Source organism: Marinobacter sp. M3C, from assembly GCF_023311895.1.
Taxonomy (GTDB): Bacteria; Pseudomonadota; Gammaproteobacteria; order Pseudomonadales; family Oleiphilaceae; genus Marinobacter.
In genome coordinates, this window is sequence record NZ_CP092284.1 from 1 (window position 1) to 25196 (window position 25196).

22 protein-coding genes are annotated in these 25196 nt (G+C 54.4%); 15 read left to right on the forward strand and 7 right to left on the reverse strand.

Annotated elements, in window-relative coordinates; genetic code table 11:
- Positions 1 to 92: 92 nt before the first annotated feature.
- The gene (galU, locus tag MIH18_RS00005; protein ID WP_249005118.1) at positions 93 to 929 is read right to left on the reverse strand and encodes a UTP--glucose-1-phosphate uridylyltransferase GalU; all 837 of its coding nucleotides are present in this window, start codon (positions 927 to 929) and stop codon (positions 93 to 95) included.
- A 243-nt stretch (positions 930 to 1172) separates the two neighbouring features.
- Here galU and MIH18_RS00010 point away from each other — a divergent pair, with 243 nt between their 5' ends.
- The 12 genes from MIH18_RS00010 to MIH18_RS00065 all read left to right on the forward strand — a co-directional run bounded on the left by MIH18_RS00010 (position 1173) and on the right by MIH18_RS00065 (position 18493).
- Positions 1173 to 2276: a ShlB/FhaC/HecB family hemolysin secretion/activation protein gene (locus MIH18_RS00010; RefSeq protein WP_249013520.1), complete on the forward strand. Its 1104-nt coding sequence runs from the start codon at positions 1173 to 1175 to the stop codon at positions 2274 to 2276.
- Between the two features lie 133 nt (positions 2277 to 2409).
- Positions 2410 to 4005, forward strand: coding sequence for a glucan biosynthesis protein G (locus tag MIH18_RS00015; protein ID WP_249013521.1), 1596 nt, complete (start codon positions 2410 to 2412; stop codon positions 4003 to 4005).
- Positions 4006 to 4007: 2 nt separating this feature from the next.
- Entirely contained in the window at positions 4008 to 4259 is a 252-nt protein-coding gene (locus MIH18_RS00020) for a hypothetical protein (RefSeq protein WP_249005115.1), read from the forward strand.
- Positions 4252 to 6330 carry a glucans biosynthesis glucosyltransferase MdoH gene (mdoH, locus tag MIH18_RS00025; protein WP_249013522.1) on the forward strand — a complete coding sequence of 693 codons (2079 nt, stop codon included), beginning with the start codon at positions 4252 to 4254 and terminating at the stop codon, positions 6328 to 6330. The genes MIH18_RS00020 and mdoH overlap by 8 nt, the downstream gene beginning before the upstream one ends.
- A 98-nt stretch (positions 6331 to 6428) precedes the next feature.
- Positions 6429 to 8021, forward strand: coding sequence for a glucan biosynthesis protein (locus MIH18_RS00030; protein ID WP_249013523.1), 1593 nt, complete (start codon positions 6429 to 6431; stop codon positions 8019 to 8021).
- Positions 8022 to 8116: 95 nt separating this feature from the next.
- Positions 8117 to 8797: a GntR family transcriptional regulator gene (locus tag MIH18_RS00035; RefSeq protein WP_249005112.1), complete on the forward strand. Its 681-nt coding sequence runs from the start codon at positions 8117 to 8119 to the stop codon at positions 8795 to 8797.
- A 45-nt stretch (positions 8798 to 8842) separates the two neighbouring features.
- A complete protein-coding gene (prpB, locus tag MIH18_RS00040) occupies positions 8843 to 9733 on the forward strand; it encodes a methylisocitrate lyase (RefSeq protein ID WP_249013524.1) in 891 nt (296 codons plus the stop codon).
- 214 nt (positions 9734 to 9947) lie between these two features.
- A complete protein-coding gene (prpC, locus tag MIH18_RS00045; RefSeq protein WP_249013525.1) occupies positions 9948 to 11075 on the forward strand; it encodes a 2-methylcitrate synthase in 1128 nt (375 codons plus the stop codon).
- A gap of 16 nt (positions 11076 to 11091) precedes the next feature.
- Complete coding sequence (acnD, locus tag MIH18_RS00050; protein ID WP_249013526.1) at positions 11092 to 13704, forward strand: Fe/S-dependent 2-methylisocitrate dehydratase AcnD; 2613 nt, start codon at positions 11092 to 11094, stop codon at positions 13702 to 13704.
- Positions 13705 to 13712: 8 nt separating this feature from the next.
- Entirely contained in the window at positions 13713 to 14903 is a 1191-nt protein-coding gene (gene prpF / locus MIH18_RS00055; protein WP_249014665.1) for a 2-methylaconitate cis-trans isomerase PrpF, read from the forward strand.
- A 121-nt stretch (positions 14904 to 15024) separates the two neighbouring features.
- Positions 15025 to 16509, forward strand: a complete 1485-nt coding sequence (locus MIH18_RS00060; RefSeq protein ID WP_249013527.1) for a bifunctional 2-methylcitrate dehydratase/aconitate hydratase — start codon at positions 15025 to 15027, stop codon at positions 16507 to 16509.
- Positions 16510 to 16660: 151 nt separating this feature from the next.
- On the forward strand, positions 16661 to 18493 hold the full coding sequence (locus tag MIH18_RS00065) for a hypothetical protein (protein WP_249013528.1): 1833 nt from the start codon (positions 16661 to 16663) through the stop codon (positions 18491 to 18493).
- A gap of 152 nt (positions 18494 to 18645) precedes the next feature.
- Here the strand turns inward: MIH18_RS00065 and MIH18_RS00070 are convergent, their stop codons facing one another.
- Positions 18646 to 19287, reverse strand: coding sequence for a DUF642 domain-containing protein (locus tag MIH18_RS00070; protein WP_249013529.1), 642 nt, complete (start codon positions 19285 to 19287; stop codon positions 18646 to 18648).
- Between the two features lie 317 nt (positions 19288 to 19604).
- Positions 19605 to 19859 (reverse strand): AAA family ATPase, encoded by a 255-nt coding sequence (locus MIH18_RS00075; protein WP_249013530.1) that lies wholly within the window; start codon positions 19857 to 19859, stop codon positions 19605 to 19607.
- A 41-nt stretch (positions 19860 to 19900) separates the two neighbouring features.
- On the opposite strand from MIH18_RS00075, the gene MIH18_RS00080 reads away from it, so the two are divergent.
- A complete protein-coding gene (locus tag MIH18_RS00080) occupies positions 19901 to 20263 on the forward strand; it encodes a type II toxin-antitoxin system RelE/ParE family toxin (RefSeq protein WP_283164806.1) in 363 nt (120 codons plus the stop codon).
- Positions 20260 to 20580 carry a helix-turn-helix transcriptional regulator gene (locus tag MIH18_RS00085; RefSeq protein ID WP_249013531.1) on the forward strand — a complete coding sequence of 107 codons (321 nt, stop codon included), beginning with the start codon at positions 20260 to 20262 and terminating at the stop codon, positions 20578 to 20580. Before MIH18_RS00080 ends, MIH18_RS00085 begins: the two co-directional genes overlap by 4 nt.
- A 134-nt stretch (positions 20581 to 20714) precedes the next feature.
- On the opposite strand, the gene vapC is transcribed toward MIH18_RS00085, so the two are convergent.
- The 4 genes from vapC to MIH18_RS00105 form a co-directional block, all read right to left on the reverse strand.
- Positions 20715 to 21116 carry a tRNA(fMet)-specific endonuclease VapC gene (gene vapC, locus MIH18_RS00090; protein ID WP_249013532.1) on the reverse strand — a complete coding sequence of 134 codons (402 nt, stop codon included), beginning with the start codon at positions 21114 to 21116 and terminating at the stop codon, positions 20715 to 20717.
- The gene (gene vapB, locus MIH18_RS00095; protein ID WP_249013533.1) at positions 21116 to 21346 is read right to left on the reverse strand and encodes a type II toxin-antitoxin system VapB family antitoxin; all 231 of its coding nucleotides are present in this window, start codon (positions 21344 to 21346) and stop codon (positions 21116 to 21118) included. The genes vapC and vapB overlap by 1 nt, the downstream gene beginning before the upstream one ends.
- A 154-nt stretch (positions 21347 to 21500) precedes the next feature.
- The gene (locus MIH18_RS00100) at positions 21501 to 22538 is read right to left on the reverse strand and encodes an AAA family ATPase (RefSeq protein ID WP_249013534.1); all 1038 of its coding nucleotides are present in this window, start codon (positions 22536 to 22538) and stop codon (positions 21501 to 21503) included.
- Positions 22539 to 22556: 18 nt separating this feature from the next.
- Positions 22557 to 23537 carry an XrtA system polysaccharide deacetylase gene (locus MIH18_RS00105; protein WP_249013535.1) on the reverse strand — a complete coding sequence of 327 codons (981 nt, stop codon included), beginning with the start codon at positions 23535 to 23537 and terminating at the stop codon, positions 22557 to 22559.
- Positions 23538 to 23738: 201 nt separating this feature from the next.
- Here MIH18_RS00105 and MIH18_RS00110 point away from each other — a divergent pair, with 201 nt between their 5' ends.
- Positions 23739 to 25148 carry a TIGR03013 family XrtA/PEP-CTERM system glycosyltransferase gene (locus MIH18_RS00110; protein ID WP_249013536.1) on the forward strand — a complete coding sequence of 470 codons (1410 nt, stop codon included), beginning with the start codon at positions 23739 to 23741 and terminating at the stop codon, positions 25146 to 25148.
- Positions 25149 to 25196: the final 48 nt, after the last annotated feature.

Sequence of the window (25196 nt, forward strand, 5' to 3'; positions counted from 1 at the left end):
AGCGCTCTAACCAACTGAGCTATGGTCCTGTTTTGCAACGCAGCGAAATATACTGATTTGGCTGCGATGCGTCAACTCTTTATTGGCTTAGGCTACAAGCCCTTTTTGTAGATGTTTTCATACACATAATTGGTCGCTTCTACAAAGCCGTCTATGCTGCCGCAGTCAAAACGGCGGCCTTTGAATTGGTAGGCCAGTACGCAGCCCGTTTTGGCTTGTTCCAGCAGGGCGTCGGTAATTTGTACTTCACCGTTCTTACCAGGCGGTGTGCGCTCCAGAATGTCAAAAATATCCGGTGTCAGAATATAACGGCCGATGATGGCCATGTTGCTGGGCGCGTCTTCCGGTGCAGGCTTTTCCACCATGTCTGTTACCCGGAACAGGCCGTCTTTCATGCACTCGCCCGCAATCACACCGTACTTGTGGGTTTCGTCGGCGGGCACTTCTTCAATGGCCACAATAGAGCAGCGGAACTGGCTGTAAAGTTTGACCATCTGCGCCAGAACGCCGTCTTCGCCGTCAGGCCCCACGCAGAAGTCGTCGGCCAGCACCACGGCGAAAGGGTTATCGCCCACCAGGTTGCGCCCGGTTAGAATCGCATGGCCCAGGCCCTTCATTTCGCTTTGGCGGGTAAAGGCGAAGGTATTGTGGTCAATCAAATCGCGGATAGAGGTCAACAGGCCCTCTTTGCCAGAGCCCGCAATCTGGTGTTCCAGCTCGTAGCTGATGTCAAAATGATCTTCAATGGCGCGCTTACCCCGACCGGTCACAAACCCGAATTCGTGAATCCCGGCAGCTGCCGCCTCTTCAACGCCGTACTGAACCAACGGCTTGTTAACGATAGGAAGAATTTCTTTCGGCATGGCTTTGGTGGCGGGTAAAAAGCGGGTGCCATAGCCGGCAACGGGAAACAGGCACTTCTTGATCATTTCAGCGTCCTTATGAAAGTCAGTATTGGCAAAGTTTACCGATGTTGATGGCTAAAATGCAGCTTCCATCAAAGAATTCATCTCACGGCTAGTCTATGGTGTGGCAGTTCAGCACGCTGGCAAATTTGGCGCAATAGGCTGAATGTGAATAAGTTATTTAACATTGTGCAATAACTGATTGAAAAATTGAATTATTAAAGTTTTCAGTTTTTGTTCTGTCTGCCAAAAACCTCGGAATTGCTTGTGCTATTGCTTCGTCTAATGTTCGCGATTATCGGTTTATTTGCCAGTACCTGCGGACTGGCCGATCCCGCTGCTGCTGCAGGGCTGTGGTCTGCTTTGTCTGTCACCGGTAACAGCACGTTATCGGATGATGAGATGAACGGCTCGCTGGGTGTCAGCGCCGACGGTCTGGTGTTCCGCGAACACTTGCTGGGCGTGGTTTTTGACCGCAACAGCCGAGCCCTTGAAGGCGCCAGCCGCGAATCGCTGTTCGCCAGCTACAGTTTCCCCCTGCAAGGCAATTACTTTGCATTCAGTACACGCAACAATAGTCGTTACAGCGATCAGTTATCAGGCACATTGCGCGAGCAAGTGCATGTGTTGTCAGACGAAACCAACTTTTCGGCGCGGCGGGCACTTTTTGGCTGGGAGGGGTTGCAATTCGACAGCGTTCTGCGCCATAGCACCCGCGAAAGTCGGCGCATGCAGCAGGGCGAGTGGGCTGAAACCACCGCTGCACAGGTGTCGTCGTTGGGGGTGAGTGGCAAGCGCGAGTTAATACAGCTTTACGGTTGGAATGCCGCAACAATGGTCACTTTCTCCCGCGGGCTAAGCATAAGTAGCCGGCAGGCACCCATTCAGGGTGGCTATCGAGATTCTGATAATTTTTATAAGATGCTGTTGGGTGGCTCCCTCGGCCGCGAACTGAACGACTGGCATCTGGGGTTAAGTGGGCGCTATCAGGCGGCCACCGACCAACTGCCTGCGGCAGAGCAAATCCGCGTTGCCGGCTCGCAGCTGCTGGAGGGTTTCGCTGGCAGCTCGTACACGGCCGCATCCGGTGGCTGGCTGCGAATAGATGCCGATACACCCGGTGTTAATTTTCCTTTTGTCAGTGGCGTTCGCGCCGGGGCGCGGTTGTCGTTACTGCGGGGCTGGGCAGACGTTCACAGCACCCGGTATGATCAGTATCTGAATGCCGACGCCGGCGAACTCTCACTGCAACTCAGAACCCGCTATCTGCGCGCTAGCACGTCAATTGGTCGGATACTGGGCGACTCTCCGCTGCTACCCGATGCCGGAAATTCGCCAAACTTCCGTTTCTCCCTGACGGTCGATATCTAACGCCTTAATTCCGCTCGGAATTGCTCCGGTTTGGTTAGTGGAGAGCCCCTTACATCGTTGTCACATAAAGCGCAGCAACCCCGTGGTGTTGTATAGTCATAACAAATCGAATTGAACTCAGGGAATACCAGCCATGCTTGCAAGGACAGCCCGTGTTGTAAACGGGTGCATTGTCGTATTTTGTCTAGGCGCCAGCGCTCCGGTTTGGAGCTTTGGGTTTGCCGATGTCACCGAAAAAGCTCAGGCGCTGGCACAAACGCCATACAAAGCACCCAGCGCGGTTCCTGAATTTTTAACCGCATTACCTTACGACCGCTACCAGTCAATCCGCTTCAAGACCGAAGTCAATCTTTGGCGCCAGCCGGCCAGTGCGGGCAAAAAGCACTTTGAGGTCATGATGGTGCCCGCCGGCAGCGTATACCAGCACGCGGTCACCTTGAATGAAGTGGATCAAGAGGGCGTAAGGCCGCTGATTTTTAATCGCGATAACTTTACCTACCCGTCCCCTGATTTGGCCAAGCGTATCCCTGCCGATTTGGGTTACGCGGGCTTTCGGCTGACCTGGCCGTTACAAGCATCGTCCGCAATCAAAAATCCTGAGCGCCAGGGCAACCAGTTCTTGGTGTTCGCTGGCGCCAGTTATTTTCGCGGCGTTGGGGCCGATAACGGTTTCGGCCTGTCAGCCCGGGGCCTGGCCATAGACACCGGCCTACCTTCCGGCGAAGAGTTTCCGGCGTTCACCGAGTTTTGGTTAGAACGACCAGCCGCCAACGCGGGCACCATTACGGTTTATGCCCTGTTAGACAGCCCCAGCGCGACCGGCGCCTACCGCTTTGTGATCACCCCGAACACGGCCACCGGCATTGAAGTCAGTGCCCGCCTGTTTGCCCGCAGCAATATCGACCAAATTGGCTTGGCGCCGCTAACGTCTATGTTTTATTACGGTGAAAACACCCGCCAGCCAGCGGGTGAATGGCGGCCGCAAGTTCACGACTCTGACGGCCTGCTGATACAGGATGAAAAATCCGCAGAAGTGACCGAGTGGGTGTGGCGGCCATTACTAAACCCCACCAGTTTGAGGATGAACTTTTTTCAAGTGACCAACCTGAAAGGGTTCGGGCTGATGCAGCGCGATACCCGCTTTGAGGATTTTTCAGACGCAGAAGCCCACTACGAAAAGCGCCCGAGCGCATGGGTCGACAATACCGACGATTGGGGCTCAGGCGAAATTGTGCTGGTGGAAATCCCCACCTCCTCAGAAGCCAACGACAACATCGTGGCCTTTTGGAAACCGCGTCAGAAAATCGAGCAGGGCGCAGAACTGAATTTCCAGTACCGCCTTAGATTCGGCGAACACACCGCCTTCGACAGCGGTATTGGCCGCGTTGTGGACACCTGGGTGGGTGCTGGTCGAACCAATGGCGCCAGCCAGGACGAAAATAATCGCAACCTGGAAGGTACCTGGCGGGTGGTCGTCGACTTTGAGGGGGAAACCCTGAACGCCGCCACTGTTCCGGTTGTCAGTGAAGTGGGTACCAACGACAGCGCCGAAATACTGGAACACTTTGTAGAGCACCTGCCAGAGCAGGGCATCTGGCGCCTGTCGATGCTGGTTAAGCCTGCACCCAATAAGGACACATCCCTAAGAGCGCGATTATTGGCAGGCCCGAATGCGGTGTCTGAAACCTGGTTGTATCAGCTGCCTGGCTTAGCCCAGGCGAGGGAATAAACGTGCAGCAGCTACCGTGCCAGAAGGCACTGGACCGGGTAATAGCCTACCTTCGCGGCAGTGGAATCAAACCGGGTGTCAATGAATGCCGCACCGCGCTTGAATTGGTTGGCCACGCTTTGCAGCAGGCCCCTGATGGCGATTATCTAAAGCTGGTTATGGAGCTGCTGCCCCAGTATTTCGAGTTGCCACAACCAAAACTGTCGCTTGAAGCCGGGCCAGAGCTGCTCAGGGGAAGCATGGGTTATGAGTGACCGGGTCCCCAAGACACTCTGGCGCTGGCGCACAGTAGCCAGAATAAGGCGCAGCTTGCTGGCGCTGCTGGTATTCGGCCAAACCGCGGTGGCCAGCTATTACTTGCTGTGGATCATGCCTTACCACGGCAGCACCTCGCTGGAAATCGGCCTGCTGGTATTATTTGCATTGCTCTACGCCTGGATAGCCGTGGGTTTTTGGACCGCGGTGGTCGGATTTGTGTTGCGGCTGATGGGTGGCGATAGGCACTCCCTGCTGAACCGCTACAGCAGCGATGACCTGGAACACACCCCGCTGGTCAAAACCGCCATTGTGCTGCCCGTGTACCACGAACCGGTGCACTGGACGTTTAGCGGGCTGAAAGCGGTGTATCAGGAGCTGGAGCGCAACGGTCAGATTGAATACTTTGAATTTTTCATATTGTCAGACAGCCGCAACCCGGAAATATGGCTGGAAGAACAGGCAAAATGGCATCAGTTATGTGACGAGCTGGGCGCCCACGGCCGGCTGTTTTACCGCCGCCGCGGCGTTAACCTGAACTATAAAAGTGGCAACGTCGCCGATTTTCTGCGGCGTTGGGGTCGACTTTTCAAATACATGGTGGTGTTAGACGCCGACAGTTTGATGAGCGGGCGTACCATCGTGCGTATGGTTCAGTTGATGGAACGCGAGCCCCAGGTCGGCATACTGCAAACAAACCCCTCCATCATTAACGGCCAGTCGCTGTTTGCCCGCCTGCAACAGTTTGGCAATCGCCTGTATTCTTCGCTGTTTGCGACCGGCCTTGCCGCCGTACAAATGGGTCATGCCGCTTTTTGGGGCCACAACGCCATCCTGCGAGTAGAGCCGTTTATGCAGCACTGCGGTTTGCGCAAATTACGCGGTTTTGGTGTGTTTAAAGGGCCGATCATGAGCCACGACTTTGTCGAGGCTGCCTATATCGGCCGCGCCGGTTACGAAGTCTGGCTGGAACCCGGTCTGGGCGAGAGTTTTGAAGAGTCACCCCCCACGCTGGCGGATGAACTGTCACGAGACAACCGCTGGGCCAAAGGCAATCTGCAGCACCTGTGGATTCTGTGTTTCGGCCGCCGCATCAACCTGGCGCACCGCATGGCGTTCCTCAACGGCGTAATGGCTTATGTGGCCTCGCCCCTGTGGCTGGCGTTTCTGGCGTTGACCACGGTGGCCGCTGCGCAGTTAACCCTGTCGCCCATCGAATATTTCCCGGCTGGCCACGAAGGGCTCTTCCCGCTGTGGCCGGAATGGCGGCCAGAGTGGGCGCTTACCCTTGCCCTCAGCACATTGGCGTTGTTGTTCGTGCCAAAATTCCTGGCCATTATCGACGCCATCATTCACGGCTTAGCCAAAGGCTTCGGTGGCCCTTTGCGGCTGTTTTTAAGCGTGTGGGTAGAAATTGTATTCTCGGTATTACTGGCACCCATCCGCATGCTGGCCCACAGCCGGTTCGTCATCGCGTCTTTGTTAAACGTCTCCCTAAGCTGGGCCGGGCAAAACCGCACGGAAGAAACCGGCTGGCGCGAAGCGTTAATAACCCAGGCACCGGGATTAATAATTGGCGGTAGTTGGGCGGTGTTCGCCTGGTGGCTAGATGTCAGCTTTTTCATTTGGTCGCTGCCCGTGGCTGTGCCTTTAATACTGGCGGCGCCCACCTCGGTGCTGCTCAGCCGGGTCAGGGTGGGCCAAGCCATACGCCGCGCCGGGCTGCTACTGATTCCTGAAGAGCTGGCACCGCTGACGTTGCTGAAAAATGCCGCTGAAAATCGCGCCCAGCCGGCCAGCCCCTGGAGCCTTGGGCACTTTGAACAGGCCGTTCTGGTGCCGCTGGTTCACCAGCAACAACTGGCGCTGGCCAGGCCGGACCGCCATTCCAGGCGCGCCAAAAGGCTCAACGGCCTGGTGGACCAATGCATCCATACCGGCCCGACGGCATTGAATAAAAAACAAATCAGCGAATTGTGCGAAGACAGAGTGGCCCTGGCCGAGCTTCATCGCCGTGCCTGGATGGCGCCAACGGACAGTTATTGGGGCCAGGCGATCGCCCGTCTTTAACAATTAGATAGTGACGAATAACGGACTCAACCAACAACTGACTATCGACCAACAACAGAACATCGACAACCTACCACTCCGACTTGAGAGGTTTAATAATGCACCGTCGCTCTCTTCTAAAAGCCGTATCTGCCGCTACTGTTCTGGGCCTTTTACCCATGCCGGCCTGGCTGCAGGCGAGTGAGGTGGCTCGCAGCACAAAATACAGTGGGCCTTTTGATTACGCCTGGCTCAAAGGTCACGCTCGTCATCTGGCCAGCAAAGCCTACCAGCCACAAACCAGCGGCATCCCCGCAAGCCTGAGCAACCTAAGCTGGGATGATTATCAGTCCATCCGCTTCAAGCCCCAGGATGCGCTCTGGCGCAGCGACGATTTGTTGTTTCAGGTGCAGCTTTTCCATCTTGGCTTGTACTTCAAAAAGCCAGTGCAAATATTCGAAGTGGATGGCGGTATCGCCCGGGCTCTGGAATATCGTCAGAGCAACTTCGACTACAGCGGCGAAGAGGCGCTGGGTAATCTGGAACCGAATCTTGGTTACGCAGGCTTCCGCCTGCATTTTTACACCAACTTTCAGTTAGATCTGGCGTCTTTCCTGGGCGCCAGTTACTTCCGTGCAGTGGGCGAATCCATGCAGTACGGTTTGTCTACCCGCGGTTTGGCCGTCGACACGGGCATGAGTAGGGAAGAAGAGTTCCCCGATTTCACCACCTTCTGGCTAGAGAAACCGGCCCCCGGTCAGGACTTCGTTACCGTTTGGGCCTTACTGGATTCTCCCAGCGTGACCGGCGCCTATGCTTTCCGGATTCAGCCCGGGCAAAATACAGTGATGGATGTAGATGTAGCGCTCTACCCACGCAAAGCCATTGAGCGGGTGGGCATTGCGCCGCTAACCAGCATGTATCAGGTGGGCGAAAACGATCGCCGTATGGCCTACGACTGGCGTCCGGAAATTCACGATTCAGATGGCCTGGCGATTCAAAATGGCAACAACGAATGGCTGTGGCGGCCGTTGATGAATCCCCGCAACGTTCATGTCAGCAGTTTTGTTGACAATAATCTGAAAGGCTTTGGCCTGTTGCAGCGTGACCGGAACTTCGAGCACTACCAAGACGACGGCGTGTTCTACAATCGCCGGCCCAGCGCCTGGATCGCGCCGAAAGGCGATTGGGGTCCAGGGCAGGTAATGCTCACTGAAATCCCCACGGGAAACGAAACATTCGACAATATCGTGGCGTTTTGGAATCCGCAAAAGCCGTTGGCTGTTGGCAAAGAACACCTGTTTTCCTACACGTTGACCTGGGGTGAACAGCCACCGGTGCAGCCCGACAAGTTGGCGCAAGTGCAAGCCACCCGCACCGGACTTGGCGGCGTTATAGGGAAGCCTCGGGACGTATTTTCCTGGCGTTTTGCGATCGATTTCGGTGGCGGTGGTTTGAGTATGTTGGGGGCCAATGCCGAGCTGGAAGCTGCCATCAAAACCAGCAGTGGCAAGGTAGAATTAGTGTCTGTGCGCCCTCTGGACTCGATTAAGGGCTACCGCGCAATGTTTGATTTGGTGCCCGGTGAATCGGGCGGTTCCGTCGACATTCGTTTGCAGTTGATGCTCAGCGGGCAACCGGTGTCTGAAGTGTGGCTTTACCAGTACACGCCGCCGCCGGTGGACGAACAAGCTCGGTTTTTAGAATTGTAAAGCGTCAGAGATGGCGTCTTATACTGAAGGATTGTTGACAATTCGTGTGATGGCGCGTAATTTCGCAACATCACTCACAGGATTGTTAACAAAGTATGTTGGAACTTGTCCCGCAAGCCTATACCCGCGCTGATGAAGCCTTCGATTGTCTGCAAACGGCGATTGTGAAAGGCGACCTGACTCCGGGCGAAAAAATTGGTGAAGTTGAGCTCTGCTCCCGCTTTCATTTAACCCGCGGGCCGCTGCGTGAAGCCTTGGGTCGCCTTGAATCCCGTGGCTTGCTGGTACGCCGCCCCCACGCCGGGGTGAAAGTAGTCTCCGTAAGCGCAGACGAATTACTAGAGCTCTATCGCATACGCGAACTTATGGAAGGCCTGGCCGCGCGGCAGGCCGCGGAACGCATGACAGACGCCGAAATTGCCGCCTTGCGCGCCACCCTCGACACCCACGAAACCATGATCAAACAAGCCCAGGGCCAGGCTTACTACCAGGCCGAGGGCGACTACGATTTTCATCACCGCATCGCTACTGGCAGTCGCAACACCAAGTTGACTCAAATGCTGCTGGGCGACCTGTACTACATGGTGCGCATGTACCGCTACCGTTTAAGCACCTCGGCCGGGCGCCCGCACATGGCGTTGGGCGAGCATCGCAACATTGTCGATGCCATTGCCAACCGAGATGGCGAACTGGCGGAATTTCTGATGAAACGCCATATTCACGCAGCACGAAAAAACATTGAACAAAAAATCCGCGACGGCGAACTGACTATCTAAGTAATCAGTAAACCATCGTCATCTTTATTCAAAGGAGGCAACACCATGTCCAGCAAACTTTCCCCGGGCGCCCGTTTTCGTAAAGCCCTGAACGACAACAAGCCCCTGCAGATTGTTGGCACCATCAACGCCTACGCGGCCATGATGGCCGCGCGGGTAGGGCACCAGGCTATTTACCTGTCTGGCGGCGGCGTTGCAAACGCCTCCTACGGCCTGCCAGACCTGGGCATGACCAGCCTGAATGACGTAGTAGAAGACGTGCGCCGCATCACCGCCGCCACGGATATTCCGCTGCTGGTAGACATAGACACCGGCTGGGGCGGCGCATTCAACATTGGCCGTACCATTCAGCAAATGGAAAAAGCCGGTGCGGCTGCTGTTCACCTTGAAGACCAAGTCGCCCAGAAGCGTTGCGGTCATCGCCCGAACAAAGAAATTGTTTCCAAAGAAGAAATGGTAGACCGCATCAAAGCGGCCGTTGACGCCCGCGCCGACAAAGACTTCTTCATCATGGCCCGTACCGATTCGTTCCAGAAAGAAGGCCTGGACGCCGCTATTGATCGCGCCAAAGCTTATATAGAAGCCGGCGCCGACGGCATCTTCGCTGAAGCCGTGAACGAGCTGGAACACTACAAAGCCTTCTCTGCAGCCCTGGGCAATGTGCCGCTGCTGGCCAACATCACCGAATTTGGTGCTACGCCGCTGTACAACCGCAAAGAGCTGGGCGACGCCGGTGCCAGCATGGTGCTTTACCCGCTGAGCGCCTTCCGCGCCATGAACAAAGCCGCCGTAACGGTTTACCAGAACATTCTGGAGAAGGGCGACCAGAAAGATGTAATCGACCTGATGCAAACCCGCATGGAACTATACGACTACCTGAACTACCACGATTTCGAACAGAAGCTTGACCAGCTTTTCCAGCAGACCAAAGGCTGAGAAAGAGGGGTAGGGGACAGATTTAAAATCTTTCCCCGGCTCTAGACGGATAGGGGACAGACCTAAGGTCTGTCCCCGGTCTGAAGTCTGCCCCCGGCGCCAAGTAAACAAACAGGGACAGACCTACATAGGGGACGGATTTTAAATCCGTCCCCGGTCTAACAATAGGGGACAGATTTCAAATCTGTCCCCGGTTTTGAGGGAGAAAACACCCATGGCTGAAGCAAAAAAATTAAGTGGCGCAGGGCTGCGTGGACAAGTTGCTGGTCAAACCGCACTGTGCACCGTTGGCTTAACCGGAACTGGCCTCACGTATTGTGGCTACGACATTAGCGACCTGGCAGACAACGCCCAGTTCGAAGAAGTGGCCTACCTGCTGCTGCAAGGCAAACTGCCCAACCAGCAGGAACTGGACGCCTACAAAGCCAAGCTTAAAAGCCTGCGCACGCTGCCAGACGCACTGAAAACCGTGCTGGAAAATATCCCCAAAGACGCCCACCCGATGGACGTGATGCGCACCGGCTGCTCCATGCTGGGCAACCTGGAAACCGAGCAAAACTTCAGTGAGCAAGACGACAAAATCGACCGCCTGCTGGCCGCGTTCCCGGGCATCATCAACTACTGGTACAGCTTTGTTCATAAAGGCGTGCGCATTGATACCAACAGTAGCTCCGATTCCATCGGTGGCCACTTCCTGGAACTGCTGCACGGCAAAAAGCCCAGCGAGCTGCACGAACGGGTAATGAACGTTTCCCTGATTCTGTACGCCGAGCACGAATTCAACGCGTCTACCTTCGCGGCCCGCGTATGCGCCTCAACCCTGTCTGACATCCACAGCTGTGTAACGGGCGCTATCGGCACCCTGCGTGGCCCGCTACACGGCGGCGCCAACGAAGCGGCAATGGAACTGATCCAGAAATTCAAAACCCCGGATGAAGCCGAAGCAGGCCTGATGGGCATGCTGCAGCGCAAAGAAAAAATCATGGGCTTCGGCCACGCGGTCTACAGCGATTCCGACCCGCGCAACATTATCATCAAAAAGTGGTCCGAAAAACTGTCTAAAGAAGTGAACGATACCGTGCTTTACCCGGTGTCCGTACGCTGTGAAGAAGTTATGTGGCGCGAGAAGAAACTGTTCTGCAACGCCGACTTCTTCCATGCCTCTACTTACCACTTCATGGGCATCCCCACCGAACTGTTCACGCCTATTTTTGTGATGTCACGGGTATCTGGCTGGACTGCGCACGTTAAAGAGCAGCGCGCCAACAACCGCATCATCCGTCCAAGCGCCGAATACACCGGCCCAGATCACGCCGAATGGCTACCGATCGAAAAGCGTTAATGAGAGAGCCAGAAATATGAACACCCACTACCGCAAAAACCTACCAGGCACCAGCCTGGACTATTTCGACACCCGCCAGGCCATCGAAGACATACAGCCTGGCGCCTACGCCAAACTGCCATACACCTCCCGTGTATTGGCCGAGCAATTGATTCGTCGCGGCGAACCCGACATGCTCACCGAATCGCTAAAGCAGTTTATCGAACGCAAGCAAGACCTGGATTTCCCCTGGTACCCGGCCCGCGTGGTCACCCACGACATTCTGGGCACCACCGCTCTGGTCGACTTGGCAGGCCTGCGCGATGCCATCGCTAAAAAAGGCGGTGAGCCGTCAAAAGTGAACCCGGTAGTTCCCACCCAGCTGATTGTGGACCATTCCCTGGCGGTAGAAGCCGCGGGTTTTGACCCGGACGCGTTCGAAAAAAACCGCAGCATTGAAGATCGCCGTAACGACGATCGTTTCCATTTTATCGAGTGGACCAAAACTGCGTTCAAAAACGTCGACGTGATCCCCGCCGGTAACGGCATCATGCACCAGATCAATCTGGAGAAAATGTCTCCGGTGATTCAGTCCCGTGACGGCGTCGCCTTCCCGGACACCTGCGTTGGTACCGACAGCCACACCCCCCACATCGACTGCCTGGGCGTTATCGCCATCGGCGTCGGTGGCCTGGAAGCAGAAACCGTCATGCTGGGCCGCCCGTCCATGATGCGCCTGCCAGACATCATCGGTGTGAAGCTCACGGGCAAACGCCAGCCGGGCATTACCGCGACCGACATAGTACTCGCCATTACTGAGTTCCTGCGTAAAGAGCGCGTTGTATCCGCCTACCTGGAATTCTTTGGCGAAGGCGCAGAAAGCCTGACCATCGGCGACCGGGCCACCATTTCCAACATGACCCCGGAATTCGGTGCCTCTGCCGGCATGTTCTACATCGATCAGCAAACCATCGATTATTTGAGGCTGACCGGGCGCGAGCCAGAGCAGATCGCATTAGTAGAAACCTACGCCAAGCACACTGGCTTGTGGGCCGACGCGCTGGTCGAAGCGGAATACGAGCGGGTACTGGAATTTGATCTGTCCACCGTTGTGCGCAACGTGGCTGGCCCGTCTAGCCCTCATCGCCGCGTAGCGACCAGCGATCTGCACGCCCAGGGCATTGCCGGTAATCTGGAAAGGGCCTTGGCGGAAGAAGCCGAAGGCAAAATGCCAGACGGCGCGGTGATCATCGCCGCGATTACCTCCTGCACCAACACCTCAAACCCTCGCAACGTGGTTGCCGCAGGCCTGATTGCGAAAAAAGCCAACGAACTGGGCCTGGTGCGCAAGCCCTGGGTGAAATCGTCTTTTGCACCGGGCTCCAAAGTTGCCCGCCTGTACCTGGAAGAAGCCGGCCTGCTGAAAGAAATGGAAAAGCTGGGCTTTGGTATCGTGGGCTACGCCTGCACCACCTGTAACGGCATGTCCGGCGCTCTGGATCCAGTCATTCAGCAGGAAATCATCGACCGCGACCTGTACGCCACGGCAGTACTGTCGGGCAATCGTAACTTCGATGGCCGAATTCACCCCTACGCCAAGCAAGCGTTCCTGGCATCGCCGCCATTAGTCGTGGCTTACGCCATCGCCGGTACCGTGCGTTTTGACATCGAAAAAGACGTACTGGCCACCGACAAAAACGGCAACCCGGTCACCCTGAAAGACATCTGGCCAAGCGATGAAGAAATCGACGCCATCGTAAAATCCAGCGTCAAGCCCGAGCAGTTCAAACAGGTTTACATCCCGATGTTTGATCTGGGCGCGTTCGAAGAAGCCGAAAGCCCCCTGTACGACTGGCGTCCGGCCAGCACCTACATTCGCCGCCCGCCCTACTGGGAAGGCGCACTGGCGGCCGAGCGCACCATGAAAGGTATGCGCCCACTGGCGATTCTGCCAGACAACATCACCACCGATCACCTGTCGCCGTCTAACGCCATCATGATGGACAGCGCTGCCGGTGAATACCTGCACAAAATGGGCCTGCCAGAGGAAGACTTCAACTCCTACGCCACCCACCGCGGCGACCACCTGACCGCCCAGCGCGCCACCTTTGCCAACCCCAAGTTGATGAACGAAATGGTGCGGGATGAAAAGGGCAACGTCATTCAGGGTTCTTTGGCCCGTGTGGAGCCGGAAGGCAAAAACCTGCGCATGTGGGAAGCCATTGAAACCTACATGGAACGCAAGCAGCCGTTGATTATTGTGGCCGGCGCCGACTATGGCCAGGGTTCCTCCCGCGACTGGGCCGCCAAAGGCGTGCGCCTGGCCGGTGTAGAAGCCATTGCCGCCGAAGGCTTCGAACGCATCCACCGTACCAACCTGGTCGGAATGGGCGTATTGCCACTGGAGTTCAAGCCGGGCACCACGCGCCTGACCCTGAAGCTGGACGGCACCGAAACCTACGACGTAGAAGGCGATATGAGCCCACGTTCCGACATGACCCTGGTTATTCACCGCAAAAACGGCGAAACCCTGAACGTACCTGTAACCTGCCGCCTGGACACCGCAGACGAAGTGTCTGTGTACGAAGCTGGCGGCGTGTTGCAGCGCTTCGCTCAGGATTTCCTAGAGGCAGAAGGGGCGGTCGCATGAGCGGTCTTATGAGCCAGGCACCACAAGTAAAAATCCCCGCCACCTATATGCGCGGGGGCACCAGCAAAGGCGTGTTCTTCCGTTTGGACGACCTGCCCGAGCGCGCACAAACCCCGGGTTCGGCCCGGGACAACCTGCTGCTGCGGGTGATTGGCAGCCCGGATCCCTATGGCAAGCAAACAGACGGCATGGGCGGTGCAACCTCCAGCACCAGCAAAGCCGTGATTCTGTGCAAAAGCACCCAGCCAGACCACGATGTGGACTATTTGTTCGGCCAGGTCAGCATAGACAAGCCCTTTGTCGACTGGAGCGGCAACTGCGGCAACCTCACCGCAGCAGTCGGCGCCTTTGCCATTAGCAGTGGCTATGTGGAAAAAGATCGCTTACCCGAAAATGGTACAGGAAGTGGAACAGTCACCGTCCGCATCTGGCAGGCCAACATCCGCAAAACCATCATCGCCAAAGTACCGGTCACCAACGGCGAAGTGCAGGAAACCGGTGATTTCGAGCTGGATGGGGTCACCTTCCCAGCGGCCGAAGTACAAGTAGAATTCATGGACCCGGCCGACGGCGAAGGCGCCATGTTCCCCACCGGCAACCTGGTGGACGACCTGGAAGTACCAGGCGTTGGAACCCTGAAGGCCACCATGATCAACGCCGGTATTCCCACGGTGTTCATCAATGCCGATGCAGTCGGCTACAACGGCACCGAACTTCAGGATGCTATCAACGGCAACCCCGAAGCCTTGGCCATGTTCGAAACCATTCGCGCCTACGGTGCGGTAAAAATGGGGCTGATTCAGAACATCGAAGAAGCCGCCGCGCGCCAGCACACACCAAAAGTAGCGTTTGTTGCACCGCCTGCGGACTACAGCGCTTCAAGCGGTAAATCGATTACTATTAACGACATAGAGCTGGTTGTTAGAGCCTTGTCTATGGGAAAACTGCACCATGCCATGATGGGCACCGCTGCCGTTGCCATAGCAACGGCAGCGGCTATTCCCGGAACGCTGGTAAACCTGGCGGCAGGCGGCGGTGACCGTACCTCCGTCACCTTCGGCCACCCGTCTGGCACCTTGCAGGTGGGCGCAGAAGCCAAAGAAGTAAACGGCCAGTGGACAGCCACCAAGGCCATCATGAGCCGCAGCGCGCGAGTGCTGATGGAAGGCTGGGTAAGAATTCCCGGAGATTCGTTTTAGCTCCGCAGCTTTCCAGATTTTGAAAGTACCTCCGCGCTAATAACCGGCTACCCTTAGGGAATAGCTGGAGACCCAGCCGGGGGTATTTTTTGCCCGCACATTTCAAAACAGGAGAAAATCCATGTCTGCCACATTCGATCTAAACGAACGCCCGGATTACGACGACATCCTGCAAACCATCGCCGACTACGTCCTCACCTACCAAATTGACAGCGAAGAAGCTTGGACCACCGCCCGCCATTGCCTGATGGACACCTTGGGCTGCGGCCTGCTGGCCTTAAGATTTCCGGAATGCACCAAGCACCTGGGCCCGCTGGTGGAAGGCACGATTGTGCCCAACGGCGCGCGGGTGCCCGGCACATCGTTCCGTATGGACCCGGTCAAAGCCGCCTGGGACATTGGCTGCATTATTCGCTGGCTGGATTACAACGACACCTGGCTGGCGGCTGAATGGGGCCACCCGTCGGACAACCTGGGCGGCATACTGGCAGTCGCGGATCACCTGTCGCAAAAGCGTGTGGCCGAAGGCAAATCCCCCATCGCCATGAAAGCCGTGCTGGAAGCCTTGATCATGGCCCACGAAATCCAGGGCGTGCTGGCGCTGGAAAATTCGTTCAATAGGGTAGGGCTTGACCACGTTCTGTTGGTGAAAGTGGCGTCTACCGCCGTAGTATCCCGCCTGATGAGCGCCAACCGCGACCAGCTGCTGTCAGCCCTGTCACACGCCTGGGTAGACGGCCAATCCCTGCGCACCTATCGCCATGCCCCCAACGCCGGTTCCCGTAAATCCTGGGCGGCAGGGGACGCCACCTCCAGGGCCGTTCGCCTTGCGGATATCGCTATGCGCGGCGAAATGGGCATACCTGGCGCGCTCACAGCGCCCCAGTGGGGCTTTAACGACGTGCTGTTCAGCAAAACCAACAAAGACCAAAAAATCAAACCTGCGGACAAGTGTCAGCTTTCTTTACCACAGGCATTTGGCTCCTACGTGATGGAAAACATCCTGTTCAAAGTGTCTTTCCCTGCAGAATTCCACGCCCAAACCGCCGCAGAAGCCGCGGTTACACTTCACCCGCAAGTGAAAGACCGGCTGCAAGATATTGATAAAATAGTACTGACCACCCACGAATCCGCCATTCGTATCATTTCCAAAGTGGGCAGCCTGGCCAACGCCGCAGACCGCGACCACTGCCTGCAATACATGACAGCCGTGCCGCTGATATTTGGCGACCTGACGGCTGATCATTACGAAGACAGCTTTCACAACGCCAACCCAATGATTGATCAGCTGCGAAGCAAAATGGAGGTGGTCGAAAACGAGGCTTACACAGCGGATTATCTGGACCCAGGCAAACGCTCCATTGCCAACGCTGTACAGATTTTCTTCAAAGACGGCTCAAGCACAGACAATGTGGTGGTCGAGTATCCAATCGGGCATCGCCGCCGTCGCGAAGCCGCGATTCCGCTGCTTAAACAGAAGTTCCAGCAGAACCTCGCAACCCGCTTCCCCGCAGGCCAATGCCAGCGAATCTCCCAGGCATTACAGAGCCAGGCAGAGCTGGAAGGCATGGCTGTTCATGAATTTACCTCGCTGTTTGTGATTTGAGCAAAATGTGACGACCTCTAATCAGCAATCGTAGAAAGCAAAAAACCCGGCACAGGGCCAAGCCGTTCAGCTAAAGTGGATCTGAGCAGCTTGGTGTAGCCTAAAAAGGCGCTATACTACTGGATATCCAGACAGTATGGTGTCTTTTTTCATGAGAAAGAAATCTTGCCAGAAGGATTGGCCCAGGGTTCCCGAAAGGTATGAGGGAATTCAAGTCAACGGATGTGGGGCTCCAAACTGTGAGAACTTTGAACTCTCGCCAGTCCCAGATGAAAGGATATACAAAACATCTAATAGAGAAATCGGTGACCGTCAATTACTGAATGCTCCGGAACCCTTTCGTGTTCAAGGTACGGGCTTAAATGCCGCCACTCTGGCCTGTAAGTCGTGCGAAGCAAGGAAACGATCTGGCGAGTATTCTGGTGGCATTAGCTCAGCGCTTAAAAGCAACAAAGCGGTTGCCCAAGAACTTCACCGCATCAGCAGTTATTTGACAGGGCCAGATACGAATTGCCCAAACGGGTGTATGGAAAATGGTGGTCAGGTAAAAAGAAGAGGGAAAACAGCCTCGGGTTCGCAGCGATACCAATGTCTCTCGTGCCGAAAAACGTTTACTCCAAAGAAAAGAAATCGCGCTCATCGCAAGCCTGAAATCAATAAGCAGTTCTTCAAACTTCTCGTTAACCGGGTTCCCCTCCGGCGCATTGCTGAAATCTTATCCATTCATCCTCAGACTCTCTATGGAAAAATAGAGTTTCTGCACCGACAGTGTTTGGATTTCGTGAGTCACCGGGAGGCAGAACTAAAAAACCTGGAAATACCCCGGTTATATCTGGCGACGGACCGGCAGGTTCAGATTTGTAACTGGACACAACGGAAAGATAAGCGAAATTGCGAAGTTTATGGCATCGCCACCGCCTGCCTCAGAACTGGGTATGTCTTCGCCTTCAACTTCAATTTTGATGCTAGTGTGAATCAAGAAAGCACAGAAAAGCATGCTATTGAACTCAGTGATTACGACCGCCCCAAATACCATCGTGAATATGCACGGGTATGGCTAAAGCAGGAATTCAATGATGCCACAAAGCGGTCATCACAACGTGCTGAGCAGCTTGCAGCCGCATCTCTGGCTGACGAGGTACGACGCAAGGCCGCATACGATAACACTGTGAACGCGAATGGTTCCTCCGAAGATTTCGATGTCACAACCAGGCTTCCTTCACAAGGTGCCTTGATCCATAACGAATACACGATGACCGCTCATTTCTTTCTGCTAAGAAGGCTTATGGGCTCTGTTGGTCGAACCCGATTCTTTATGGATCAGGATACGGGCATGAGAGGTGCTTATATTGCAGCGTTCCGGGATAAAATTCTGGAAGGGAAATCTGACGGCTTTTTGATCAGAGCGAGTAACGATAAAACCGTCGATGCCAAACGACGACTGATCCAGGATTCTCACGAAGTGATCAGTAATTATGCGGGCACGTCGTTCCAGAAGATGTCGGTGACGGAAAAAGGGGAAGTGATCAATAAAATGCTGATCGAGCGCCTGGAAAAACCGCTCTCGCTTCCGCAATCTCCAGAGAAATGGATTCAACATCCTCTCGCTACAATGGCGGAGTCAGAAAAGATGATTGCGGCGATCACTGAGATTGATCGTTACACACCAGAACACCAGGCAAACCTTTATAAAAAGGCTTCTCTTCATGCTGTAGATCGTTTCTTTATGCAAATTCGACGAGCCGTGACCTGCTTTGAACGACCATTTGGCTCTGGAACCAGCGGAAGGCGAATCTGGTATGGATATTCACCCTACAATCCGAATAGATACACTCAGCTTGGCGACATCTACAGAGTTTATTACAACTACTGCAAAGTGAATGAGAAAGGCAAAACCCCAGCCATGCTTCTGGGGCTGGCAAAAGGGCCGGTGGAGCTGGAAAAGATCATCTACCTAGATAAATACATTAAAGCAAAATCATAAAAAAAGGCCGGTGAAAATTCACCGGCCTTTTCCGCTACCCGACAGAACCAAACCAGATCCACTTTAGCTGAACGGCTTGGCACAGGGCCGGGGTTTTTAAAGGCTCGCCAGTCAGGGAACGACCGGTGAAACTTACCTTTTATGCTATCAACTTACGCGGCGGTCTTACGACGGCGCGCAGCAGTCAAACCAAACAGACCAAGGCCAAGAAGCGCCAGAGTGCCAGGCTCTGGAACCGCGGCGGTCACTTTCACATCATCCAGGAAATTACCAACGGTGCCAGTCAACGGAGTCACAGAGGTGAACGTGATTGTCGTAGTTGCTTGCTGGGCTACGAATGAATTGGAGAATATGCTCCAGCCATCAGTCGTGTGGTCGGTTAGCAGCCAGGCAATACTTCCACTCGGAGTGACAGAGAAGGAAAACTCTTCGTTGTTGTTACTGCGGGCCTGATAAGCAAAGCTAATGTCGTAGGATTGGCCTGCGACGGTGTTGATATCCTGGTAAATACTGAAAGCAGAGCCTGTGCCAGGGTCTGCGTTTAGCTCGGCAAATTGGTTGCCTTCTTTAGCAGTTACGCCGTTATAGTTGTTCCAAATTTCGAATCCGTTGTTATCGGCGCTCCATCCATCGATAGCAGTGAACGATTGCCAGCTGTTCGCAGCTACGGAATCGTTTTCGAAGCTGCCATTCTGAATCAGGTTTCCAGTGACAGGCGATGCAATGGCAGGGGCGGCAATGGCAAGAGAAACACCCAAGGCGCTTATAGCTGCGATACGGTTGAATATAGACATAAGGTTTTCCTTAATTAAATTGTTTTCTAAGTTTCCTTAAGGAATGCAGGTTTGATGCCAGAAATATTTTCGACTTTTATTTCAGTGAGTTGAAAGTTTAAGTCCGCGGCCGTGCAGAGGCATATGTAAAAAATACCGACACTAAAAATCCATAACGTCGAGTTTCGTTCACATTGTATTACACGCAAGTTGTGGCGAATTGTGTCCAGTAACTTGGTCAAACAGTCTGTTGCCACCGTGGCCAGACACCAGCAAGCGGTAATCAATGTACTCGGCGGTTTCCTTTGGTGTTAGCCCTTCCAGATGGAAAAACAGCTTCACCGTTGCGAAAGCTGGGGAATAGACGTCACCGCCTGCTTAAGCTCGGGCTGGCCCAGCAGAATCACACGCATGGATGGCCCATCCATACTTTCCATACCGGCCAGCATGCGCACGTCTTCCAGGTTTTCCCGGGTCAGGTTCCGGGCTTCGTCAATGGTCAGTACCACTGGCGTGCCTTCGGCGGCCATCTTCTCAAGATACTCTGTAATCTGGAACAGCATGCCAACCTTGCTGTCGTCTTCGGCCTTCAATCCCGCCTTGCGCATTATACCAAAATGTATATAATATTTTTATGATTTCACAACCAAAAAAATTAATGTGGGTCGGGTCGGCCAAAAAAGACCTGATGGTCATGCCTGATGATGTGCAAGACGTATTCGGCTTTGCCCTCCATCTGGCGCAGGTTGGGGAAAAGCACGGCAACGCCAAACCTTTAAAGGGTTTTGGCGGGGCAGGAGTTCTGGAAGTGGTGCAGCGTGATAATGACGGCACATATCGGGCCGTTTATACCGTGAAATACGGTGATGCAGTGTATGTCTTGCATTGTTTCCAGAAAAAATCATCTAAAGGCATTGCCACACCGAAACCCGATATAAACGTTATCAATGACCGTCTGAAAGCGGCAAAAGAACACGCGGAGGGAGGTGGAAAATGACCACAGTTGAAGAAGGAAGCACCAACGTCTATGCGGACCTGGGCTTTACTAATGCAGATGAAATGCTGGTAAAAGCGCAACTAGCAGCGCAAATTCGCAACATTATTAGCGCCAATCAATGGACACAGACAGATGCCTGTAAGATTCTGGATCTGAGCCAGCCGAAGCTTTCTAATCTGCTGAATGGCAAGTTTCGCGGCATCAGTGAAACAAAAATGCTGGACTGTCTCACCCGCCTGGGCCGAGACGTACAAATCGTCATCAGCGCTGACGGTCATACAGCAAAACCAGGGCGTGTTTCTGTAGTTGCAGCCTAACACCACGCCGGGATTCTCTCGTGAGCGGTCACTGGCTGCGAGTTCAGACAGCTTACGACACCGAAATTGCGGAAGAATCCCTTGAGGATCAGTTGAAGAACATTCGGCCCTCGAACTCTGGCCCCGGGATACGCCTAGCCCATCCAGTTGGCCAGGCGTATCCCGGGCACGTTCTCGAACTGCTTTGTGTTATTGGTGACGACCACTAATCCTTGTGATCGGGCGTGCCCGGCGATCATTTCATCGTAAGGGCCAATCGGGCGACCAATCTTTTTCAGCTCAGCTCGCAATTGCCCGGTATGTGCTGCCGCGTCATTGTCGTATGGCAAAACCTCAAGCCGGGCTGCAAAACCCTCAACATCCCTAAGATTACGGCGCACTGCCGCAGATGCCTCAGCTCCGTATATCAGCTCCATGAACGTTACGACTGAAATGCACATCTGTCCGTCGTGAGCAATGAACGCTTCACGGACCTCGGCAGGCCGATTTTTGATGGTGTAAATCGCGATGTTGGTATCAAGCATGTACTTCAGCATCAGAGCGTCTCACGCTCTTGAGGGGTCGGCTGTTCGCGGCTTGTCATAAAGTCACCGGAAACCCCTTCACCGTCAAACCAGCTATCCCATGCCTCTCCGGCGGGCGTTATAATGCGAGCACGCCCAATGACCACGATGTCCACTTGTTTGACGTCATCAGGGTAGGCCACCGGCTTTGGAAGCCGCAGTGCCTGACTTTTGTTGCTTTTGAAAATACTTGCACGTTCCATTTGTTGACTGCCTCGCAATGTATATCCCAAAGGTATATCCCAGCTTAAATAGTGAGCAGGAAAACGTCAATGGTGTATTCATGAAATCCGGGGCGGACGGCCAAAAATGACCAAGCGGATCGGGTGTGTATAGTAATTCAACAGCCGCAAGCAGCTATTTCTTCCAGAAAGGCGTGAGTGACTTCACATTGTCAGCGGGTTCTTTTTTTGGGGATGTCCCTTTTGATGACATCTTCGCCAAACGCCCATCAATGCTCTCAAGAGCACTGGCAATACGCTGCAGGGTTTTTGACAGGTCACCGAAGCCTTCAGTCGACTGCGCGCCAACCGGGGCTGGGGCGGCACTTCTGTTGTGCTGCGCGTTCTCCGGCAGTTTTGCCTTTGGCTCGTCGTCTTCCCCCAGCAAATCCTTGCGGATGTTTTTCAGGTCGTGGGGGTCTATAAACGGCCGGTCTTCAGCGTAGGCGCACATCATCATACCGTCGCACAGCTTGTTAATCAGGCGCGGAATGCCATGGCTCAAATCGTGAATCTCTTGAACCGTGTCTTTATCAAACAGCTTATTGCCACCGTGGCCAGACACCAGCAAGCGATAATCAATGTACTCGGCGGTTTCTTTTGGCGTTAGCCCTTCCAGGTGGAAAAACAGCTTTACCCGTTGCGACAGCTGGGGAATAGAAGTAACCGCCTGTTTAAGCTCAGGCTGCCCCAGCAAAATTACCCGCATAGATGGCCCGCCCATGCTTTCCATGCCGGCCAGCATGCGTACGTCTTCCAGGTTTTCCCGGGTCAGGTTCTGGGCTTCATCGATGGTCAGCACCACCGGCGTGCCTTCGGCGGCCATCTTCTCCAGATATTCCGTAATCTGAAACAGCATGCCCACCTTGCTGTCGTCTTCGGCCTTCAATCCCGCCTTGCGCAGAATCAGGCTGAACAGATCTTTGGATTCCAGGTTGGTGTAGGCCACGTTCAACAGCTTCAAATCCCCATCCATATTGCGGATGGTTTTCTTTAGCAGGGTAGTTTTACCAGAGCCGATTTCGCCACTGATCACCACAAAACCTTCTGAACTCCAAATAGCCGACGACATATACACGTAAGCCCGCGAGTGCTGCTGGCTCATGTAAATAAAGTCGTCTTCCGGCGTAATCCGGAACGGGTGTCTGTGCAGGCCGAAAAATTCTAAATACATGGGCAATCCCCGTCAGTTTCAGGCCAGTCCGACCATCTGTTGCGTGGTCAGTCGCGTGCCCGGCTGAGAGCTCTCGGGTTTATACGCATCGTAGCTTTGTGACACTGTACCAAAGCGGAAGTCTTGCATCAGCCTTTCCAGGCGGTGCTCGCACTTATCCAGATTGGTGTAATGACGGAAGCGGGAAAACCAGCTGGCGTTGTTGTAGCGCGGCTGGTCTGGGTCTACCTCCCAGGGGTGCAGGTAAAACATTTGCGGCCGGCTGCCACCGCCAGAGGCGTTATTGAACAAATAGCGGAAAACAGGGTAGGGGAACTGGCGAAAATAGCCCCCGCCCGCCGCCGGTATAGAAAGCCCGCCGATTTTGGCCGTGGTCAGCGGGAATTCCCGCAGCAAATGGCCTTTTTCAGTTTCAATGGTGTAGGGCGCACGGGGCGAACCCGGAATGCCGTAATTGTCATGGCGCACCGGAAAAATACTGGAATCCCAGGTAAATCCGCATTCCGCCAGAATATCCAGCGCCCACAGCGATTTATGGGTAATCGAATAGCTAGCAGCGCGATAACCGCTCACCTCAGCCCCAATAATGTCTTCCAGCAACGCTTTTGAACGCACAGTTTCCTCGCGGAACACGTCCGGAGTCTGGCTGTAAATCAGCTGGTGGCTGTAGCCGTGGGACGCCACTTCATGACCCCCAGCGGCAATTTTGCGTACTAATTGCGGGTACTTGTCGGCCACCCATCCCAGCACAAAAAAGGTGGCCTTCACGTCATTGCGTTCGAACAATGCCAGCAGGCGCTCGGTGTTTTGCTCTACACGGCTGGGCAGGCTGCCCCACTGGTCAGGGCGAATCACCTTTGCCAAAGCGGCCACGTGAAAGTAGTCTTCCACATCAATGCTCATGGCGTGTAGCGTTCTTGCACCGTTCTCTCTGTCGCGTAAAGTGTCGCCTGACACGGCAGCAGGTGCGCTGGATTCACTATTTTGCCGATCTGACATGGCCGCGGGCATCCTTATTGCAAGTATTTTGCAATTCTCACCTACTGCAGGTTCAAAAACAATCGCCGTACCCGTAATATCTCAGCCACAGTTATAAAGCAGTAAATGCTTGTTACATAAAGATACAAATGGCTTAAAATTGACCAGATTACAGCGTCGATTTTTCGATTAAACAATAGGCGGGCGGCAAGGAAGTTTGGTGTGTCCTATATTCGTTTTCGGAAACAGTTTCTACACATCCCGTATCTGTTGCTTGGCGTGTTGGAATTTTGTTTACTGTTTTTTGTGTACCGCCTGCTCGCGACTGGCGTACATCTGGCCATTCCTTTACCGCCTGAACTGGCGTCTGGCACCTTAGCCGCGCTGGTTTTCGCGCTTATGCTTAGCGCCGGCACCCTGTCTATGGGCGGCTATTCGTCCCTTGCCAATGAAAACGCTTCCTCCCTGTTTTTTCGCACCTTGGTGGCTTACTGCTTCGTAGGCGGCCTGGGCCTCACCATTATTTATCTGTTTGCACCAGCGTTCGACCCGGGCAGTTCCGCGCTCTTCTACGCCGTCGCGCTCTCCTCATTAATCGTCATTCTGTGCCGGCTGGTCTTTTTAAGAGTGGTCGATTCAGAACAGCTGGTGCGCCGGGTAGTGGTGTTTGGCGCAGGCCCGTTTGCCGCTAACTTAATGCAGGAGTACGAACAGAACATGCGCGCCATGGGCGTTCGCATCATCGGCTGCATTGCAGACAACCCGGACCAGGCCGCTGTAAAAAAAGATCAGTTACTGCCAATCCCCGTCAAATTCCACGAGTTTTGCCGCCACAACAAAGTGTCTGAAATTGTGATCGCCCCACAAGAACGGCGTCAGGCCCAGGGCGGCTTCCTGCCCATGGCGGAATTAATGGAGTGCAAACTGCGCGGCATCACCGTGACCAGCGGAGTGGATTTTTACGAGCGCGAGCTGCAAAAAGCCAAGCTCGACATGGTTCACCCGTCTTGGATCCTGTTTTCTGACGGTTTCAGCGCCTCTCGCAGCCGCGCGTTTGCCAAGCGTTTTGTCGATCTTGCGCTCAGCCTCACGTTGCTGGCCATCATGTCGCCTTTTATTATACTAACCGCTATTGCAGTATTCCTAGAGACTGGCCGCCCGGTGCTCTATAGTCAGCAAAGAATCGGCCTGCTGGGCAAAGAATTTCGCATCTATAAATTTCGCAGCATGCGCCAGGATGCAGAAAAAGACGGCAAAGCCCGCTGGGCGTCAGCAAACGACAACCGCATTACCCGTGTTGGCGGTTTCATACGCAATACCCGGTTGGATGAGCTGCCGCAGATTTACAACGTGATCAAAGGCGAAATGAGTTTTGTCGGTCCGCGCCCGGAACGGCCGGAATTTGTCTCTGAATTGAAAAAGAAAATACCGCTTTACGACACACGGCATTACGTAAAGCCTGGATTAATGGGCTGGGCCCAACTTAAATACCCCTACGGTGCCTCGGTAGAAGACGCCAAAGGCAAACTGGAATACGACCTTTATTACTCGAAAAATCACAGCCTACTGATGGACATACTTATCATGATTCAAACAGTGGAAGTGGTGCTTCTGGGCAAAGGCGTGCGGTAGCAGCGGCAGTAACAAAAGTAGCGACGACAAAAAAACAGGGATCTGGAG

What these genes read in the sequence shown, in the direction of transcription:
- galU (WP_249005118.1), bottom strand. Translation starts at nt 929, where the DNA reads ATGATCAAGAAGTGCCTGTTTCCCGTTGCCGGCTATGGCACCCGCTTT.
- MIH18_RS00015 (WP_249013521.1), top strand. Translation starts at nt 2,410, where the DNA reads ATGCTTGCAAGGACAGCCCGTGTTGTAAACGGGTGCATTGTCGTATTT.
- mdoH (WP_249013522.1), top strand. Translation starts at nt 4,252, where the DNA reads ATGAGTGACCGGGTCCCCAAGACACTCTGGCGCTGGCGCACAGTAGCC.
- MIH18_RS00030 (WP_249013523.1), top strand. Translation starts at nt 6,429, where the DNA reads ATGCACCGTCGCTCTCTTCTAAAAGCCGTATCTGCCGCTACTGTTCTG.
- MIH18_RS00035 (WP_249005112.1), top strand. Translation starts at nt 8,117, where the DNA reads ATGTTGGAACTTGTCCCGCAAGCCTATACCCGCGCTGATGAAGCCTTC.
- prpB (WP_249013524.1), top strand. Translation starts at nt 8,843, where the DNA reads ATGTCCAGCAAACTTTCCCCGGGCGCCCGTTTTCGTAAAGCCCTGAAC.
- prpC (WP_249013525.1), top strand. Translation starts at nt 9,948, where the DNA reads ATGGCTGAAGCAAAAAAATTAAGTGGCGCAGGGCTGCGTGGACAAGTT.
- acnD (WP_249013526.1), top strand. Translation starts at nt 11,092, where the DNA reads ATGAACACCCACTACCGCAAAAACCTACCAGGCACCAGCCTGGACTAT.
- prpF (WP_249014665.1), top strand. Translation starts at nt 13,713, where the DNA reads ATGAGCCAGGCACCACAAGTAAAAATCCCCGCCACCTATATGCGCGGG.
- MIH18_RS00060 (WP_249013527.1), top strand. Translation starts at nt 15,025, where the DNA reads ATGTCTGCCACATTCGATCTAAACGAACGCCCGGATTACGACGACATC.
- MIH18_RS00065 (WP_249013528.1), top strand. Translation starts at nt 16,661, where the DNA reads ATGAGAAAGAAATCTTGCCAGAAGGATTGGCCCAGGGTTCCCGAAAGG.
- MIH18_RS00070 (WP_249013529.1), bottom strand. Translation starts at nt 19,287, where the DNA reads ATGTCTATATTCAACCGTATCGCAGCTATAAGCGCCTTGGGTGTTTCT.
- MIH18_RS00080 (WP_283164806.1), top strand. Translation starts at nt 19,901, where the DNA reads ATGATTTCACAACCAAAAAAATTAATGTGGGTCGGGTCGGCCAAAAAA.
- MIH18_RS00085 (WP_249013531.1), top strand. Translation starts at nt 20,260, where the DNA reads ATGACCACAGTTGAAGAAGGAAGCACCAACGTCTATGCGGACCTGGGC.
- vapC (WP_249013532.1), bottom strand. Translation starts at nt 21,116, where the DNA reads ATGCTGAAGTACATGCTTGATACCAACATCGCGATTTACACCATCAAA.
- vapB (WP_249013533.1), bottom strand. Translation starts at nt 21,346, where the DNA reads ATGGAACGTGCAAGTATTTTCAAAAGCAACAAAAGTCAGGCACTGCGG.
- MIH18_RS00100 (WP_249013534.1), bottom strand. Translation starts at nt 22,538, where the DNA reads ATGTATTTAGAATTTTTCGGCCTGCACAGACACCCGTTCCGGATTACG.
- MIH18_RS00105 (WP_249013535.1), bottom strand. Translation starts at nt 23,537, where the DNA reads ATGTCAGATCGGCAAAATAGTGAATCCAGCGCACCTGCTGCCGTGTCA.